18 protein-coding genes are annotated in these 16921 nt (G+C 43.0%); all 18 read left to right on the top strand.

Going from position 1 to position 16921, the window contains the following annotated elements; translation table 11 throughout:
• Window positions 1-60: 60 nt before the first annotated feature.
• Complete coding sequence (locus tag AC29Z1_RS02160; protein ID WP_488269815.1) at window positions 61-1776, top strand: terminase large subunit; 1716 nt, start codon at window positions 61-63, stop codon at window positions 1774-1776.
• Window positions 1777-1831: 55 nt separating this feature from the next.
• On the top strand, window positions 1832-3061 hold the full coding sequence (locus AC29Z1_RS02155; protein ID WP_488269814.1) for a phage portal protein: 1230 nt from the start codon (window positions 1832-1834) through the stop codon (window positions 3059-3061).
• Complete coding sequence (locus tag AC29Z1_RS02150) at window positions 3042-3683, top strand: HK97 family phage prohead protease (protein ID WP_488269813.1); 642 nt, start codon at window positions 3042-3044, stop codon at window positions 3681-3683. Before AC29Z1_RS02155 ends, AC29Z1_RS02150 begins: the two co-directional genes overlap by 20 nt.
• A 2-nt stretch (window positions 3684-3685) precedes the next feature.
• A complete protein-coding gene (locus tag AC29Z1_RS02145; protein ID WP_488269812.1) occupies window positions 3686-4933 on the top strand; it encodes a phage major capsid protein in 1248 nt (415 codons plus the stop codon).
• A 64-nt stretch (window positions 4934-4997) separates the two neighbouring features.
• The gene (locus AC29Z1_RS02140) at window positions 4998-5192 is read left to right on the top strand and encodes a hypothetical protein (protein ID WP_488269811.1); all 195 of its coding nucleotides are present in this window, start codon (window positions 4998-5000) and stop codon (window positions 5190-5192) included.
• A gap of 11 nt (window positions 5193-5203) precedes the next feature.
• Window positions 5204-5455 carry a head-tail connector protein gene (locus tag AC29Z1_RS02135; RefSeq protein WP_488269810.1) on the top strand — a complete coding sequence of 84 codons (252 nt, stop codon included), beginning with the start codon at window positions 5204-5206 and terminating at the stop codon, window positions 5453-5455.
• Between the two features lie 15 nt (window positions 5456-5470).
• Complete coding sequence (locus AC29Z1_RS02130; protein WP_488269809.1) at window positions 5471-5785, top strand: head-tail adaptor protein; 315 nt, start codon at window positions 5471-5473, stop codon at window positions 5783-5785.
• Window positions 5782-6351, top strand: coding sequence for a hypothetical protein (locus AC29Z1_RS02125; protein ID WP_488269808.1), 570 nt, complete (start codon window positions 5782-5784; stop codon window positions 6349-6351). Before AC29Z1_RS02130 ends, AC29Z1_RS02125 begins: the two co-directional genes overlap by 4 nt.
• Window positions 6348-6725, top strand: a complete 378-nt coding sequence (locus tag AC29Z1_RS02120; protein ID WP_488269807.1) for a hypothetical protein — start codon at window positions 6348-6350, stop codon at window positions 6723-6725. Before AC29Z1_RS02125 ends, AC29Z1_RS02120 begins: the two co-directional genes overlap by 4 nt.
• Window positions 6726-6736: 11 nt before the next feature.
• Window positions 6737-7291, top strand: a complete 555-nt coding sequence (locus AC29Z1_RS02115) for a major tail protein (RefSeq protein ID WP_488269806.1) — start codon at window positions 6737-6739, stop codon at window positions 7289-7291.
• A gap of 33 nt (window positions 7292-7324) precedes the next feature.
• On the top strand, window positions 7325-7768 hold the full coding sequence (locus AC29Z1_RS02110; RefSeq protein WP_488269805.1) for a hypothetical protein: 444 nt from the start codon (window positions 7325-7327) through the stop codon (window positions 7766-7768).
• 230 nt (window positions 7769-7998) lie between these two features.
• Window positions 7999-8490, top strand: coding sequence for a hypothetical protein (locus AC29Z1_RS02105; RefSeq protein ID WP_488269804.1), 492 nt, complete (start codon window positions 7999-8001; stop codon window positions 8488-8490).
• Between the two features lie 37 nt (window positions 8491-8527).
• On the top strand, window positions 8528-11401 hold the full coding sequence (locus tag AC29Z1_RS02100) for a tape measure protein (RefSeq protein WP_488269803.1): 2874 nt from the start codon (window positions 8528-8530) through the stop codon (window positions 11399-11401).
• 2 nt (window positions 11402-11403) lie between these two features.
• Entirely contained in the window at window positions 11404-11754 is a 351-nt protein-coding gene (locus tag AC29Z1_RS02095; protein WP_488269802.1) for a hypothetical protein, read from the top strand.
• Window position 11755: 1 nt separating this feature from the next.
• Window positions 11756-12424 (top strand): phage minor tail protein L, encoded by a 669-nt coding sequence (locus AC29Z1_RS02090; protein WP_488269801.1) that lies wholly within the window; start codon window positions 11756-11758, stop codon window positions 12422-12424.
• A gap of 11 nt (window positions 12425-12435) precedes the next feature.
• On the top strand, window positions 12436-12564 hold the full coding sequence (locus AC29Z1_RS02085) for a hypothetical protein (RefSeq protein ID WP_488269800.1): 129 nt from the start codon (window positions 12436-12438) through the stop codon (window positions 12562-12564).
• A 416-nt stretch (window positions 12565-12980) separates the two neighbouring features.
• Window positions 12981-13370: a C40 family peptidase gene (locus AC29Z1_RS02080; RefSeq protein WP_488269799.1), complete on the top strand. Its 390-nt coding sequence runs from the start codon at window positions 12981-12983 to the stop codon at window positions 13368-13370.
• A gap of 121 nt (window positions 13371-13491) precedes the next feature.
• Window positions 13492-16921, top strand: a 3430-nt coding sequence (locus AC29Z1_RS02075; protein ID WP_488269798.1) for a host specificity factor TipJ family phage tail protein, incomplete at its 3' end; no start/stop codon positions are given.

Genomic DNA, 16921 nt, shown 5'->3' with positions numbered 1-16921 from the left:
GTCTAATATTCTTGGCCGCAACATAAACGACGATGATGACGGTTTAGGGGATTATGAATAATGTATCTCGAAGAATACTATGCCAAGTGCAAATCCGGTGAAATCATAGTCGGTCGAGAACTTATGATGCAGCTCGAAATGCTAATCGAAGAAATAGAAAGTCCAGAAATATTCTTCGATATAGAGGCATCCAACAAGCGCATTAAATTTATCGAACAAGAATGTAAACACTATGAAGCTCCGCACGCTGGCAAACCATTTATTCTAATGTTGTGGCAAAAAGCTTTTATTGAGGCTATTTTTGCCATTAAGATATATGACCATGACTTGCAGAGGTATGTCCGTAAATATCAGGATGTACTTTTTTTAGTTGGCCGCAAAAACGGAAAAACGCCACTTATTGGCGCAATCTGTCTTTCGGAATGGTTTTGTGGTGAACCCGGTAAGAAAATACTGTGTGCCAGTAATGACTATGAACAGGCAGACTTAATGTTCCAGGCTATAAACGCCATGCGCGAAGAAAGCCCCAAACTTGAAAAATGCACCAGGAAGAATATAAAGGGAATTTTTTTTGGTAATCCCAGGCAAAAAAGTAAGAAAGGTAAGTTTAGTTATCAAAACAAAGGGAGTATTCGCAAATTATCGGCAAAGACCGGAGCTAAAGAAGGGCGTAATATAGGTGTTGGTGCTGTCGATGAAGTCTTCGAAATGAAAGATGATAGTTTGGTAATGCCGATACGCCAGGCGTTATCAACTCAGGATGAACCACTTTATTTTGAACTCACTACCGAGGGTTTTACCGATGATGGTTATCTCGACCACCGTCTTGCTGATGCTCGAAAGGTTCTTAGGGGAGAACTACACCGGCCGCGCTGGTTGATTTGGCTTTATACACAAGATAGCGAGGAAGAGATATGGCAAAACGAACAGTCGTGGTATAAAAGTAATCCGGGTATTGGTGTCATCAAAAAGTGGTCGTTTTTACGCCAAATGGTGGATGAAGCCAAGACAAGTAACAGTACGCGGGCGTTTGTGCTGGCAAAGGATTTTAACCTTAAACAGAATTCTGCGGCTGCATGGCTGCAGGAAGGTGATATTAACAATCCGGCTACATTTGACCCCGAAAAATTCCGTAACCAATTTTATATTGGTGCGTTGGATTTTGCCGAAACAACAGACCTATGTAACGCTAAAGCGTTGTTTATAGATCCCGTGACAATGCAGCCTCATACTTTAACCATGTACTTTATTCCAGAATCGAAAGCTGATGCTATCTTAGAAGATGAAAACTTACTGAATCCCGAAAAGAAAAACTACCGCGAATGGGCAAAAGAGGGATTAGTAACCATATGCCCTGGCAGTGAAGTTGACCCGCTTATTATTGTTCAGTGGTTCTATGGACTTTACAAACAGTACAATATGAGGCCATTTAAAATAGGCTATGACAATTGGCATGCGAAAGACTTTAAGAAGTTAGTAACAGAGTATTTCGGTGAAGAAGTTCTCGAAAGAATTGTTATGGACTTTATGTCATTGTCAGGGCCTATGCGAGTTGTAGAGGCTGACTTAAAAAGTAAAAGGCTTAACTACAACAACAATAAAATTGACCGTTGGTGTCTAAAAAACACTTCGTATAAAACGAATAACCTTGGGATGATTATGCCGGTCAAACTATATGGCCAAAGTAAAAACCGAATTGACGGTACGCTTGGATTTATCATTGCGTACGCAACATATAGCCGGTTCAAGAGTGAGTATCTAAGTTTAATAAAGTAGAAGGAGGTGACCGACGATTTTTAATTATATCAGGAAAGTGTTGGACCGATATGCTATGAAACGTGTCCAAAAACAGCTTTACGCTATTCTAAATGACAACAAGGCCATCTTTTCTGCTTTTGGCGAAGATGTCTATTTATCTGATTTTGTAAACAACTGCATTGACCGTATAGCGACAGAAATCAGCAAAATTGAAGTTGTTTCGGTGGTTCAAAAACCAGGCAGCATTCGCCCTCAGAATGATGACATTACACGTCTTTTTAGGTTCAAACCAAACCCCTTGCAGACTACAAAAGATTTTCTTGCTTGTTGCGAATGGCTACGGCGTAAAGATTGTAATTGCTTTATCTATCCTCAATATGATATTGTGACTGATCTAACTGGTAACCAGTACCGCAAATACACGGCATTTTATCCGCTTAATCCTACTCAAATTGAAATCGGCACCGACGAAAGCGGCAGGGTGTGGGAGATTAAATTCTACTGGCGTGATGGAACATGGGACATACTGCCATATAACGATATAGTCCATTTAAGGTGGCGGCGCGGTAAAAATACAATCGTAGGTGGAGGCAACGACAATGGTCATCCGGATACCAAAGACTTATTGAATTCGGTTAAGGTGTTAGATCAGGTGTTACAGGGCTTGCCTAAGTCGATAGAAGCTAGTCTTAAGATTACCGGGGTGTATACTGCAAAGACTGTGGTTGATTCCGCAAAAATTAAGGATGTAAGAGATACCTTTGAGGAACACATATTTAGCAGCAAAGCAGGTATCATAGCTACCGACCTTGCCGGTGAATTTACGCCGATGAACATAAAAGCGCCTGAAATAAAAAGTGAAGTTATGGCTTTTCTTAAAGGGATTGTGCGCGAGCGGTACGGGATTTCAGAGGCTATGCTGGCTGGGGACTATGATGGTGAACAACACAGTGCTTTTTATCAGTCCTGCGTTGAAGATTTTATTGTTGAGTTTGAACAGGCAATGTCGGCATGTTTATTTACTCAACGCGAGCAAGACGTAGGGCATAGAATTAGGTGCTATTATAACAAGGTTGCTTACTTAAGCACTCAGAATAAGATTGAGCTTGCAACATTAGCGACTAATACTGGGTTGTTAACACTGAATGAAATCAGCGACATGTTCGGATTCGAGCCGTTTGAGGGCGGTGATCGACGTTTACAATCGCTAAACTTTGTTAATACGCAAATCGTAGATTCCTATCAGTTAAACCAGGCTGGAGCCAAAAAGGAGGGTAAGAAGATTGAAAAACAAACCGAATAAAGACGAAATGCTGTTACGAAGTTTCGTTATGCCGGATATTCGGGCAACGGATGAAGAAGGCGTAATTGAAGGTCATGCAGCTGTATATGGTCAGGAAACAAATATTGGAGGATATTTTTACGAAACAATTGAACGTGGCGCTTTTGACGAGTGTGACTTTGATGACGTTCTCTTCACCGTTAATCATGGACTGAGGGATATTCCGTTAGCTAGAAGTCGCAGAAACAACAGCAATTCGACATTACAAATAAGGTTAGACGATATAGGTCTCTTTGTTAGAGCAAAACTTGATATAGAAAACAACGCTGAAGCCAGAAGCCTATATTCTGCAGTAAAACGGCAGGATATAACGGGGATGAGCTTCATTTTTTATGTCAAGGAAGAAAGATGGTCTAATTTGGATAGCGATATGCCAAAACGCAGTATAACCAAAGTCAGAAAGGTTAGGGAAGTATCGGCAGTTAACTATCCGGCCTATGAAGGAACCGATATTACCGCTCGCGACAAAGCGGCATTGGACAATGCCAAAGCCGCGTTGGATAACGCGAGGTCGCAAGAGTTGGATAACTCTAGGGCGGTTGATATATTGAAAATCAAAAATAGAATTTTAGGAGGAATATAAACATGAAAAAGAAACTTTTAGCAATGCTCAAAACTAAGGAAGATGCCCGCGCTGCGTTGGTGGCCAAGTCGGAGAAGTCCGAAGATATTGCAGAACTTAGGTCAATTCATGCTCAACTTGAATCAATCAATGCTGAAATTGCCGAATTACGGAGTTTGATTGATGATGTCGATAGCAATGATGATGGAGCAGGAGATGACGGAATCGCGGCCAGAACCAAGGCTGTCAATGGGGCAGAAGAACAACCGGAACCCCGTTCGTATCAACCTGGAAGAGGGTTTACTCCAGTGCCGGGTGGCAATCCTGCTGCTGAAGAACGTATTAAACAAGATGCAGAAAGCCGGGAGAAACGCGGTAAAGACCTGATGGAAGGTCGCGCCGTTACCGTAGCCAGCTCCAGTATTGTCCTGCCGAAACATAGCTCGGATACCATTAATCCTACGTTTAATGTCGTATCTAGCTTGGTTGATGGTGTTGACCGAATGGTACTGCCTGGCGGCGAATCTTTTGTTCAGCCGTACGAAAAGAATACCCCTGCTGGCGACTATACGGCTGAAGGTAATCCTTATCCGACTGCTGACGTTGAATTTGGTTATGCAAACATCATTAAAGCGAAGATTGCTGCTTATAGTGAAACCACAGAGGAAGTTAAAAAGTTGCCGGCTGCCGATTATGAGCGTGTAATCATGAATGGCATCTCAAAATCGGTAAGACGTAAGCTGGCAAAAGAAATTCTTGTCGGGGATGGACAAACAAATCATCTGACCGGCATTTTTACTTCGACCACAATCGAAACATCAACTGATATCGAGATTGCGGCTATCACCAACACAACGCTAAACGAAATTATTTTTAGTTATGGCGGCGACGAAGAGGTTGAGGACCAAGCGGTGCTTATCCTTAACAAGGCCGACTTGAAAGCTTTCTCGCAGTTGCGTACCACTGACGGGAAGCCGTTCCATAGCATAGTGACCAATGGCAATACCGGAACCATCGACGGCATTCCGTTCATTATTAATAGTGCCTGTAAGGCCGTGAGTGCGGCAAGCACTACTGCAGGATCATACTGCATGGCCTACGGTCCGCTCTCAAATTATAAGTTGGTTATCTTCTCTGATTTAGATGTGCAGCGTTCAACCGATTACAAATTCAAAGAGGGCATGATTGCTCACCGTGGCAGCATATTCGCTGGTGGTAACGTTGTTGCCTATAATGGTTTCCTACGCATTAAGAAAGCTGCTCAGGCGTAATAAACAAAGGAACGGGCCGTGATGTGCGGCCCGTTTTAAATTAAGTGAAAGGGGTTGCCCGTTTGTGAAAATCAAAGTCATTAGGGCATTTATCGATAAGAATACTGGCGAACCATACAACCGTGGTGATATTTTTGAATCGACAGATAAAGCTAGAATCAAAGAGTTGCGCGCTGCTGGTTATCTCGCTGGAGTTGCTGAGATTAGTAAGCCTGCCGTTGACGAAACGAATGAATCAAAGACTGCCGCCACTGAATAGGAGGCTAGTCTATGGAACTTTATGAATTAAAACAGTACCTCAGGGTAGATGGCAATGATTTGGACGTCGTACTTTCGGGATATCAGGCGGCAGCAGAAGAGTATCTGTCCAATGCTGGTGTGGCTAAAGATTATTCGAAAAGCCTTTACAAAGTCGCTGTAACAGTAATTTGCGCTAAGTTGTTAGAAGATCCATCATTATTAAATCAGAAAGACGGATTAAGTAGTATTGGATTAACTGCATTTATAGCGCAAATGCGATAAGTGTGGTGATTATGTATGAATATCGGTCAGTTAAGGGACCGAGTAGAAATCTTGGTTAAAATAATTACCACCGACAACGAAGGATTAACCAGTATATCCTATACCTCTGTAGGTAGTGTATGGGCAAAAGTCGACTATATTGGCGGCGAAATAGCGCAAAAAAAATACGGAGTAACCGAAGAAGGCATATCCTTAAAAATTAAGGTTCGACCAAATCCCAATATTGTTGAGCAAAACGCAATAGCGTTTAAAGGAAAAACCTACGAGATACGGTTTGTTGCTCAGTATCCAGATAGGTACGAAGCCTTATTGAGAGTAATAGACACATGAAAACTAAAATCCAAAACAACGTCGGTAAATTCGCAAAAAAAGTCTACTCCGCAGCCGATAAGGCTATTTTTCGCGCCGTTATGCAGGGTGGCGGCTTAGTTAAAAAAGAAGCGGCCAGTCGCGGCCCAACGCCCAAATACGGTAAGGCCCTTAAGGTTGTCGGCAAAAACCCAAAAGGCGGCCCCGAAGCACATGTCGGCATAAGCCGCAAATCGAAACACTGGTATTTGAAATTTTTTGATTCCGGTACTAAAAGGCATAAGATTAAGCCTAAAAATGGTAAGTTTTTGTCATGGATTACCACTGCTGGCGGCAAAGTCGAATTTATCGGCAGAACCGGCAGAAAAGTCATGGCCAAATATTATGTGACCAAGGACGGTAAATACACTCTTGATAAAAGCGAACAAGGATGGACTTTTGCCAAATCCGTAAATCATCCCGGCATGGAAAAGAAACCAGCATTAAAACCTGCGTTTCAAGCGAAGATACCAGAAATTCAGGAAGTTATTGCTGATACCAACGAGAAACTACTTGTCAAAGCCGCTCGGGAGGCGAGTATTAAGTGATTAATATCAAGGAAATTGTAAAAGCCGCGTTAGAAAATGACGCGGCTCTAGTTAAATTGCTTAACGGTAAACATATTTATCGCCAGTATCCGCAACAGTCTGCTGATTTTAGTACCCACAGCTTGATTGTATACAGTGCAGCGGAAGAACCTTATGCGTTTGGAGACGAAACCGAATTGGTCACTAAAGTAAGAATTAATCTTGATGTATTGAGCTTAAAATCGACAACTGAAATAGCACAAGCGGTTAACCGTATTGTGACCGGCCTAGGTGGCGTTCGTGTCGAAGCGACAGATAATGACCAAGATGCTCCGAAACAGTGTAAGTCAATGGCGTTTGAGTTTACCGTTGACAACGAAGGAAATATTTATTAAGGAGGTACATTATGGCAGTACCAAACAAAAAACCAGCACTTTTTGGTATTATAGAGCTTAAAATATTTAAAATGCTCACGGATGAGGCTGGCAGTGCGCCAACCTACGGCGAGGGTATTGTTATACCTGGCGTAAAATCACTCACCTATGAAGGCGACTACCAGGAGATTGAAGGCCGCGGCGATGAGTGTATCATGGAGATTGAAGTTGTTGACGACAAAGCTACAGTAAGCTTTGAAAGTCTCTATTTCCCGATGGAAGCCGCAGCTATCATTAACGGCGGCAAGATTGTCGAAGGGGCTAACAACGTTGAGTATTTTGAGCCGGGGCCTGATGAAGTAGGCGAATACTTTAAGATTGTAGCGACAACCAAGCCACGCAAAGAGCAGTTAATCTTGTATAAAGTTCGTGGCCGCTTAAGTATTAAAGGCTTGACCGGCGGCGAGTTTAACAATGCGTCGTTTACCGGCACTGCAATCCACACGACCGGCAATATCGAGGGCAAGCCGCGCAGAGCGTCGCTTAAACAGTCGAGTGTAGCAATAACAGGAACAGGAGAGGGTTAATACCTCTCCTGTTAATTTTGCGGAGGGAACGGAATGAAACTATCGGAATTATTTCCAGAACGACCAATCATAGCGTTTGGTGGCAAAGAATACACCATGGAATATACCGCTCTTTCAGAAATGCTGCTCGAAAACGAGTACGGCAGTTTTGAAAACTATAGGGGTAAAGTCACTGAAATGTCTAAGGCATTGATGGGTTTAAACCTTGATGCGCTCCGGCACGATGACATCATAAACTTTATGCTGGCCGGATTAATCCATACTGACTTTTTGGCTGAATTTGTTAATAAAGATAAGTATCCGTGGCGGGTAAATGTAGACGCGGCAAAGGGGTATTTGTCTACTATCATTTACCGGCGCGATTTTGCGGCATATGCGGCTTGTATCACGCAAGCATTTGCAAACTCTATGATATCTAAAGAACAACAAGAACTGCTTGAAATCCTGGCTGCTCAGTCCCAAAAAAAAACACAGTAACTGACGACACAGATTGGTACAGAGAGTATGCCTTTTTTACTATTGAGTGCTGCCGGAGTGAAGAATGGTTTTGGAATTCAACACGGCGGCAAAAAATAGCGTTATATATTGGAAAATGCGGCTTAAACGGCATGAAACTAGCTTGGGATGATCCAGGCGAGTGTTTTACAGAATAAGGAGGAATAAAATCCCACTTGTCGAAGTAAAATAGGACAAGGAGGGATTTATATATGAGAAAAGCAATTGCTCTATGTTTATTGTTGATGTTTACCTTTTGTGCGGTTGGATACGCTAATCTCGATGCACCGGCGGAAAAGAAGATTACTGTACGGTCGGAGATTAAGCGTGGAAAAGACGCGGTTGAAATGGCAGAACGGTCAGTAAGCTCATCAAAACCCTTGGAATTTATTGAGAAAGTTAATTCTATAATTCATACTAACAGACAAAATAACACAGATACTGATGCCTTTTATATGGGAGTATACGGACAAGCATGGATTAACACGACGATAATGTGCAAAGTAATTAATGAAAATAAGGATTTATGGAAAGGTGTATTAACAGATGGTCAAATAAAATCCCTTGAAAGGGAAACTGCCTGGTACTACAAACAATTCCGACTCAAACAAAAAGAACTTGATATTAACGACGAAGATTTAAAAAAGCTATTTACCTTTAGAGATGAATGGCTTACAGAATGGGACAAACGAACCGCCAATTAAGGCGGTTTTCTTTATGCCATAAAGGCAGGTGAATAATTTGGCAGACACACAACTTACTGGCCTGGTTGTTAAAATAAAAGGTGATTTAGGCGATTATTCTAGCAAACTAAACAAAATGGATGCTGACACGCAAAAGACTTGCCAGCGTGTTATGTCCGCTCTGAATAACATCGGAGCGGTTTCTATTTTTAAAGGCGGTTTAGGACTTGCCGGAGCTTTAGCTGGAATACAAGGAGTTAGCGCAACGCTTACAAGCGCTGTAGAAACCGGTATTAAATTTAATTCGACATTGGAACAGTCGGAAATTGCGTTCGGTTCAATGTTGAAGGATGTTGAAGCAGGCAAAGGGTTATTGCGTGACCTAATGCAGATGGCGGAGAAAACGCCGTTTGAATTTGCCGACTTGCAAACTGGCGCAAAGCGTTTGCTTGCATTTGGTTTTGCTGCAAAAGACATTTTGCCAATGCTGACAGCTATTGGTGACGCTACTGCAGCTTTAGGTATGTCTGGTGCAGAAGGCATAAACCGACTGGGCTTGGCACTAGGCCAGATGCGGGCCAAAGGCAAGGTTTCAGGCGAAGAAATGCTGCAGCTCACCGAAGCTGGTATCCCTGCATGGGAAATTTTAGCCAAAGCTATTGGTAAAACCACTAACGAAGTCATGGAGTTATCCCAAAAAGGACTTATACCTGCAGAGCAAGCCATACAATACCTAATTGAAGGCATGAATGAGCGCTTTGGCGGCATGATGGAACAGCAATCCAAGACATTCCAAGGTCAAATTAGCAACCTTGGCGACGTTGTTAGTAGCACTATGGGTTTGGTTGTTAAACCGGCATTTGATGTGTTATCAAATAGCACTATACCGGCGGTTACAGAACAGGTAAGTTTACTCAGGGATGTGTTACAAGCCGGTGGCTATGAAGGACTGGCGAAAAGCATTTTGCCGAAGGATGTCGTTGATGGTGTAAAAGTAAGCTTGGATGCACTGGCTTTGTCGGCAAAATTTGCGAATGAGAACTTGGAACTGGTAGGCAGTACGGTTGCTGTAGGTTCGGCTATCTATTTTGCGCCACGTGTCATTGCAGGAATAACGCTTGCTCTTGAAGCTTTGCAGGGGGCTGCCATGCTTGCTGCTGGCGGTTTAATGGGTGTCACTTATGCGTCTGCAGCAATACTGGCAAATCCAGTGACAGTGCCATTATTGGCTGCTACGGCCGCTTTTGGTGGACTTACTTATGCTGCTCTTGAGTTTGGCAAAACCATACCGCAAGTTATGGATGATGCAACTGACGGTACAAAGCGGTTTTTAGACGGTTCAACTGTTATGGCAGATGGTTCTATTGTTGCTTTTACCCAGGCCGCTGATGCGGCTTCAGACCTTGCCGACAGCATTGAAGATTCAAGCAAGCGCTCATATGCGGCTGCAATGACTTTGTGGGAAGCTCTGAAATTAGCCCGCGAGATTGAGCAATCCGATATGGACTATGCTACACGTGTTAGAAGAAATACTGAGACGGCCAAAACCTCTACTATCACAACATTACCGTCTATGACCGGTGGTACAACAAAAGGCAGAACGCAAACTGAGTTTGAGAAATATAGGTCGGAAACTCAAAGTTTGCTGAGTCTTTGGAACCAGCAATTGGCCTTAGAGAAAATTTCGAGGTCGCAATTTACCGCGTATATCCAAGAACGAATTAGCGGGCTAGCAAAAGTAAATGCACAGGCCGATGAACAAACCGAAAAATTGCGCCTTGAATATGAATTAATCGGGAAAATTGCGGAAATCGAAAGACAAGAACGCCAAGAAGTCATTGAAACAGGTCAGCAAAAATACCGGTTAGGTCAAATAACCCTTGAGCAGTATGTCGAATTGCTCAATAAACAAAAAGAACTTGCTAAAACCGAAAAAGAACGTCTTGACTTAGCTGTGAAAATCGCAGTAGAAAACGCTAAAATCATAGCTCAGCAAATCAAAGATATTGAGCGCCAAGCCGAAAAACAAAGGCAGCTTTTAAGTATTGAACAAGAAATTGCCCGTCATAAGCTGGCTATGCAGAAAATTGTTAGCACTGAGAAACGGTCCTGGGCAGAGGAAGACTACAATTTAGCATTGGATAATTTGAATAAAGAAACGGAAAAAACAAAACAAAAACTAAAAGAAAAACTTGCAATATATGAGAAAGCTGGTCAATTAAGAAAAGATTTATCTAATGAAGAACTTCAAGCATATAAAGAGTTAGTTGTCCAAATGGAGAACATCGACACCCAATACCACGAAAAAAGACTCAAACTCTACCATGAATACGTCGAAAAAACCGCTGAATATAACCAGGCCATCATCAACGCCAACAACGACATGATAGCAAGCCTTATTTCTGGTACTAAGTCCGGTCACGACATACTTGAGGATATGTGTTCGGAGTTTGTACGTAAGGTTGTTGCAAAAAATCTGAGTATATCGTCGAGTATGAACATATTTGAACGACTGTTAGGCCCGGTGTTTGGGTTGAAATCTACAAGTAGTAGTTCAAGTAGTGAGTTTAGTTTTCCGAAAAACGTCAACATTCTTACTCCAATCGCCGGTGCGCGTGCGTCGGGTGGCCCTGTTGAAGCTGGGAAAGCTTATATTACAGGTGAAAAAGGCATCGAATTATTTGTGCCTGAAACTAAAGGAACAATCATACCGAACAACCAAATCGGCAAATTGTTTAGAAATGCTCAATTTAATCCGGAAATCAAAGTCAATGTTGTCAACAATACAGGTGTAGAGGCAACGCCCCAAGTAAATCAGCAATATGACAACAACCTTAAAAGGTTTGTTATCAATGTGACACTTGATGCAATTCGTCGTGACGACGTCATGCAATCTGCGATAGCCGGTGCAGCGGCAAGGGGGAGGCGGTAGTTATGTTGATATTCCCTATTAAGCGACCTCCAATCGTAACGTGGAATCAAGAACGAGAGGACAATGTATATCGTTCTCCTGCCGAATATGGATATAAAATGACTAGGCCAAGGTTCACGAAGGCTCGTAGAACACTTGGCCCTTTTACATGGCAGTATTTGAATGATGCCGAACACGAAATTTTGATGGATTTTTACGACAATATAACTGCTTGCGGCAGCCTGCCTTTTCAGTTTACCGTATCTACACGGAGCCGAAAAATAACAAAGAATGTGCGTTTTTCCGCACCACCTAAAGAAACTTACATCGGCTATGATAAGTGGCTAGTACAATGCACTTTCGAAGAGGTGTAACATGCTCCAAATCTCAACAGTCGCCAAACTTGAAAAAAACAAAATAGCCCAAGACAGTGCTTGGCTGGTATTACTGGAAGTCCAATGCCCAGATGGTCAAATTATTCGATTGGTTCAGAACACAGAAGACGTAGTCTGGAATGGCCATGATTGGATAGCGTTTCCATTTATAATCGACCAGGTAAAAACGAGCAAAACCGAAGTTCCGCAAGTATCTGTCAGGGTTGGTAATCAAACTCGGGCAATCGAAAGATTTTTGGAACATTATGCTGGGCTTGTGAAGTCTACTGTTATAATCCGTGTAGTTATAAGCAAAGGTGCTACTCGTGACGAATCAGGCAAACTCGTTTTAACAGCGCCAGCGGAAGTAGAAGAAACTTTTACCGTGCAGGGGACGTCCAGTGATGCGGAATGGGCTGTTTTAACTTTAGGTGGCTCAATGCCGCTTAGGCTGCGGTTCCCGTTTAAAAGGATTTTAAAGGATTGGTGCCAGGTTAAATATACCGGCATCGAATGCGGAATACCGGTGTCTGTAAAAAACACGTATCCTGACTGTAACCACACTTTGGCAGATTGCAGGGTACGTCATGCGGCTGTCGGGCGGACAGTATTGAGATTTGATGGTGAGCCTGGTATCGGAAGGGGAGGTTTGTATGCGTCGAATGGGTAAGGAGGTAATTTATGTTTAAGGTTAGCGATGAAGAATATGCAAAAATGCACAATCGAGAGATTGAAAAAGCAAGATTGTTATTCGAAATTATAGAAAGTTGCCCACGACAGAAGCTGGAAGTTCTGAACGCGAGCAACTAAAGAAAAAGTTTATCGAAGTGTCAACGGTGAGAATGAAGAACGGCCCAAAATTAACATTGAGAAAATAGTTATGGATGCAATATCTGCTGATGATAAAATTCGCAAAACTATTTCCGGGCTAACAATTCTTTGATTTGTTCACTAATAACTTGACTAATAACTTGATTGTTCTTTTCTATTAGCAGTAATAAAAGCATAGGAGTTATTATTCTAGAAAGTTTCAGCATTATTTCTTTTAGTTGTTCGACATTATCTTGAGTTCCTTTGGTGGCGTCTTTAATTAAATCAGTAAAATAGTCAACATTATTTTGCTAAATAGTGTCTAATTCCTCCGCTAATTGGTCACGATTCATCCCTAATTGCAATATAATCACCCCCTCTCAACAACAAACATTCGACAGGAGGGATATTTTTCCTTGGTAAATTTTGACGATTTAATGATAAACGGACGCTTCAAAGACGGTGGCCGGGGCCCCGTTGAATTCGACTGCTGGGGCCTTGTACGCGAAATTTATAAGCGCTACGGCATAGACCTGCCAGACTATACTATTAGCTGTGAGGATGCCAGTAGAATCGGTGCTGAAATCGAGAAAAACCGACCTTTGTGGGTACGGTGCGAGGGAGAGATACCAGTACCGGCCTTGGTCGTTATCCGCTACGGATCAGAGTGGTGCAATCATACTGGTGTATATATTGGCAATGGCCGCTTTATCCATATCCGTGAAAAAGCCGGTGTAAATATTGACCGCATAGATTCAATTGCATGGAAGAACAAAATCGAGGGCTTTTACGTCCCTGGGTGGTGATATAGTGAGTGAAATTACCTGCACAGTCCTAAAAAATCCATTTAACACAACGGGCCGAGAGATCCACAAAATAAATTACATACCCGGCAAAACCATACAGCAATACGTCCAGCCTTACACAATGGGGTTGGATGATTTTATTTACAGTGCTAACGGCAAGAAGGTTGAACCGGATCATGTGCCGGGCCCAGGTGACTATATTGCCGTATGTCCGGTTGTTGGTAAATCAAAATGGCTTGGGTCAATTTTAAGCTTGGGCCTCGCCGTTTGGACAGGCAACCTTGCGTCAAAAGGATTCTGGGGATTAAAGGCCGGTTCGTTTGCCGCTGGACTTGCTGCCAGCGCAATCGCATATATCGGCGGCCAGATTATCAATCATTTATTTCCTCCGGCCAAACCGGATCTTTCAAGCTCATCATCCACTCCGACCTACGGATGGGGGCCTATTACACCACAGATAACACAAGGCGGTGTGCTTGCCCGGACTTATGGCACAATGGTGACTGCAGGCACTGAGTTGTCAAGAGACATCACAGTTAATGGCGACAAACAATATTTAAACGTGCTTTACACCGGCGGCCAAGGCCCTATTGACGAAATTACTGACATTAAAATTAATGGTAATCCCATTGAAAAATACAAAGGCGTGCAGGTTGATATCCGTCTCGGTACTAACGACCAAGATGTTATTCCGAATTTTGCTGATACTTCCGCGAATCAGAGCTTAAGCTATGAACTGCAAGAAGACACATGGTCAACTCATGTAACCGAGGGCAATGCAGGGCAAGGTTTGCGGATTGATGTGGAATTTCCAAACGGTCTTTATCACATAAACGACAAAGGTAAGCTAAAAAACGCATGGGTAAAACTTGTTTCGGAATATCGACTTGTTGGTACGGTTGAATGGAAACCTTGGCTGGGGAGTGCTTATGTGTCGTCTAGTAGTATTGCAGGTGCGACTTGTTATCCGGATGCGCCCGGCGAAACGTGGACAATTACACGTATCAGACTTGGTGGCGACGAAAAAACATTCGCGAAAGGCACAGTATCAGGCGATACATACGATCTTGACACTTCTGATGGATTTTTCGATAATGGCAAAATCAGGTTCAAGGTGCCGGAACAAAGAGGCACATATACAATTGTCGTACAAAACAACTCCCAAATCTCAGCTGCGCAAAACACAGCCGTACGGCGGTCATTCCGAATTGACAACATACCCGCTGGCCGTTATGAGGTCCGTGTAAAAGTGGCTGCTCGGTCTGCTGCTGTAACCTCAACCCGTGACAGTGTTAGGGTTTATTGGACTCAGTTATCGCACATTATATACGATGACCTATGCCGACCGAACAAGGTTTTAATTGGCATTAGGGCGCTGGCTACTGACCAACTAAATGGCAGCGACATAACTGTAACCTGGCAGCAACACAAAAATACCGTGTGGGTATGGAATCCGGCAACAGGCCAATACGAAGAAAAAAGCGCCCGTAATCCTGCATGGGTTTGCTATGACATGATCCACGGTGCGCGACGATTAAAAAATATAAACACTGGAGAATATGAGTTTGTTGTCGATAATGTACCAGCAAGCCAGATTGTTTATCAAGCCTTTGCCGATTGGGCCGCACACATTGACACGCTTGGTATTGAGTTTGAGCATATGTTTACTGACGCTACTGACTTGTGGACCGCTTTAAAAATCCCGGAAACCTTTGGCCGGGGTAAGGTCATTATGTTGGGTACTAAATTTAGCTGTATTTGTGACAAACCCAGCACGCCAGTACAGATGTTTACCGTAGGTAACATTATCCAAGGTTCCTTTAGCAAAGAGTTTTTAGGCCTTGCGGACAGGGCTAATGCAGTCGAGATTACATTCGTAAATCGTGACAAAGGCTATGAACGCGATTGCATTACCGTGTATGGCGACGATTACAATGAAGAGAATATGCTGCTTAATCCGACTCAAATCACTCTTGATGGCTGTACATCCTACCAGCAAGCTTATCAGTACGGTAAATACCTCTTACGCTGTAATAAACTGCTTTTGCGGACAGTTACATGGGATGCTGATGTTGACGCTATAGCCTGCCAAATTGGGGATCAGGTGCTAATACAACATGATGTACCGGAATGGGGTTTTGGCGGGAGAATATTAGATGCGTCATTAAATAGTCTTGTGGTTGACCGTGAAATAACTCTTGAACCAGGAAAAACCTATGAAGTTATGGTGCGGATGGCAGACGACAGCCTAGTAAAGAAAACAGTAGTGCAATCGACTACTGCTTTTTTATCGCCTGGATTCGTAATTGATATCCCTGGTGAAACAAACGAAACTACAGTAACAAGCACATTGTTTATCGACGGCACGTTCGATGAAATGCCGCAGAAATACGACTTGTACACGTTTGGCGAGATTAATAAGTCAGCTAAACCGTTTGTTATTGTTGATATTGAGCGGAAAGACGATTTGACGTTTACCTTAACCGGCATCGAGTATGTGCCTGCGGTTTACGAAGAATCACTGGATGCGCCGGTGATTGATTATACGTCCTATGACACAACTACGCCGGAGGTGACTAACTTAAATGTCGCCCAGGAAACGTATACTCAAAAAGACGGAACTGTAGTATCTGTAATACACTGCTCATGGACAATGCCGAAAAAAAGCGTCAGGGGAGCGATTGTATACTACCGTCCCGAAGGCAGCGAGGCATGGCAAAAATGGGATAGTCTGCAGGACAATTTTACAACTATTACTGGTGTTACGGCTTTGGAAACGTATCAGGTTAAGGTTTGCACGATAGGAGAACTTGGTACCGTCTCAAACGGCGTTATCGAGCCTATCTACATCACCGGCAAAGACCAACCGCCTTCTGACGTGCCTAACCTTACGGCAACCATTGACTCAACTGATAGAACCAAAATCCGTCTTTCCTGGACTGCTGTTGATGATGTTGACCTGGCTGGTTATCGTATTATGGAAGGCAATACTGTAATCGAACCGTGCTATCAAGGTGTAAGCTATATTTATACCGCTTCTGTTAGTAAGCAATATATTTTCAAAATTTACGCTGTAGATAACAGTGGTAACTTATCCGTAAATCCTGCCACCGCAACCTTAGATGTTGTTGTCGAACCTAATACCGTTACAGGATTTACAGGTACAATCCAGGAAACCGACAGAAGTAAAATTGTGTTCTCCTGGCAACCGAATAGTGAACAAGATATTTCTCATTACGAAATTCGCGAGGGAACCAATTGGAATACATCTACCGTTATTGCTTCGCAATTAAAGGCTACGACTTATACTCATCCTCTTACCAGCGAAGGGTATAAAACATTTTTAATAAAAGCAGTTAACCTTGCAGGCAAATACAGTGCTAATGCTAGTTCGTGCAGCTTACAAATAACCTTACGTCCTGACGCTCCAACAAACTTCCAAGCACAGCAGGAACCTAAAGACCGCTCGCTATTGAAACTTTCTTGGGACGCATCGTCTGGCAAAGATATTGCCGGGTATGAAATCCGCAAAGGGACAAATTGGGATACGG

Source organism: Sporomusa sp., from assembly GCF_057736855.1.
This window is presented reverse-complemented; position numbering and strand designations above follow the sequence as displayed.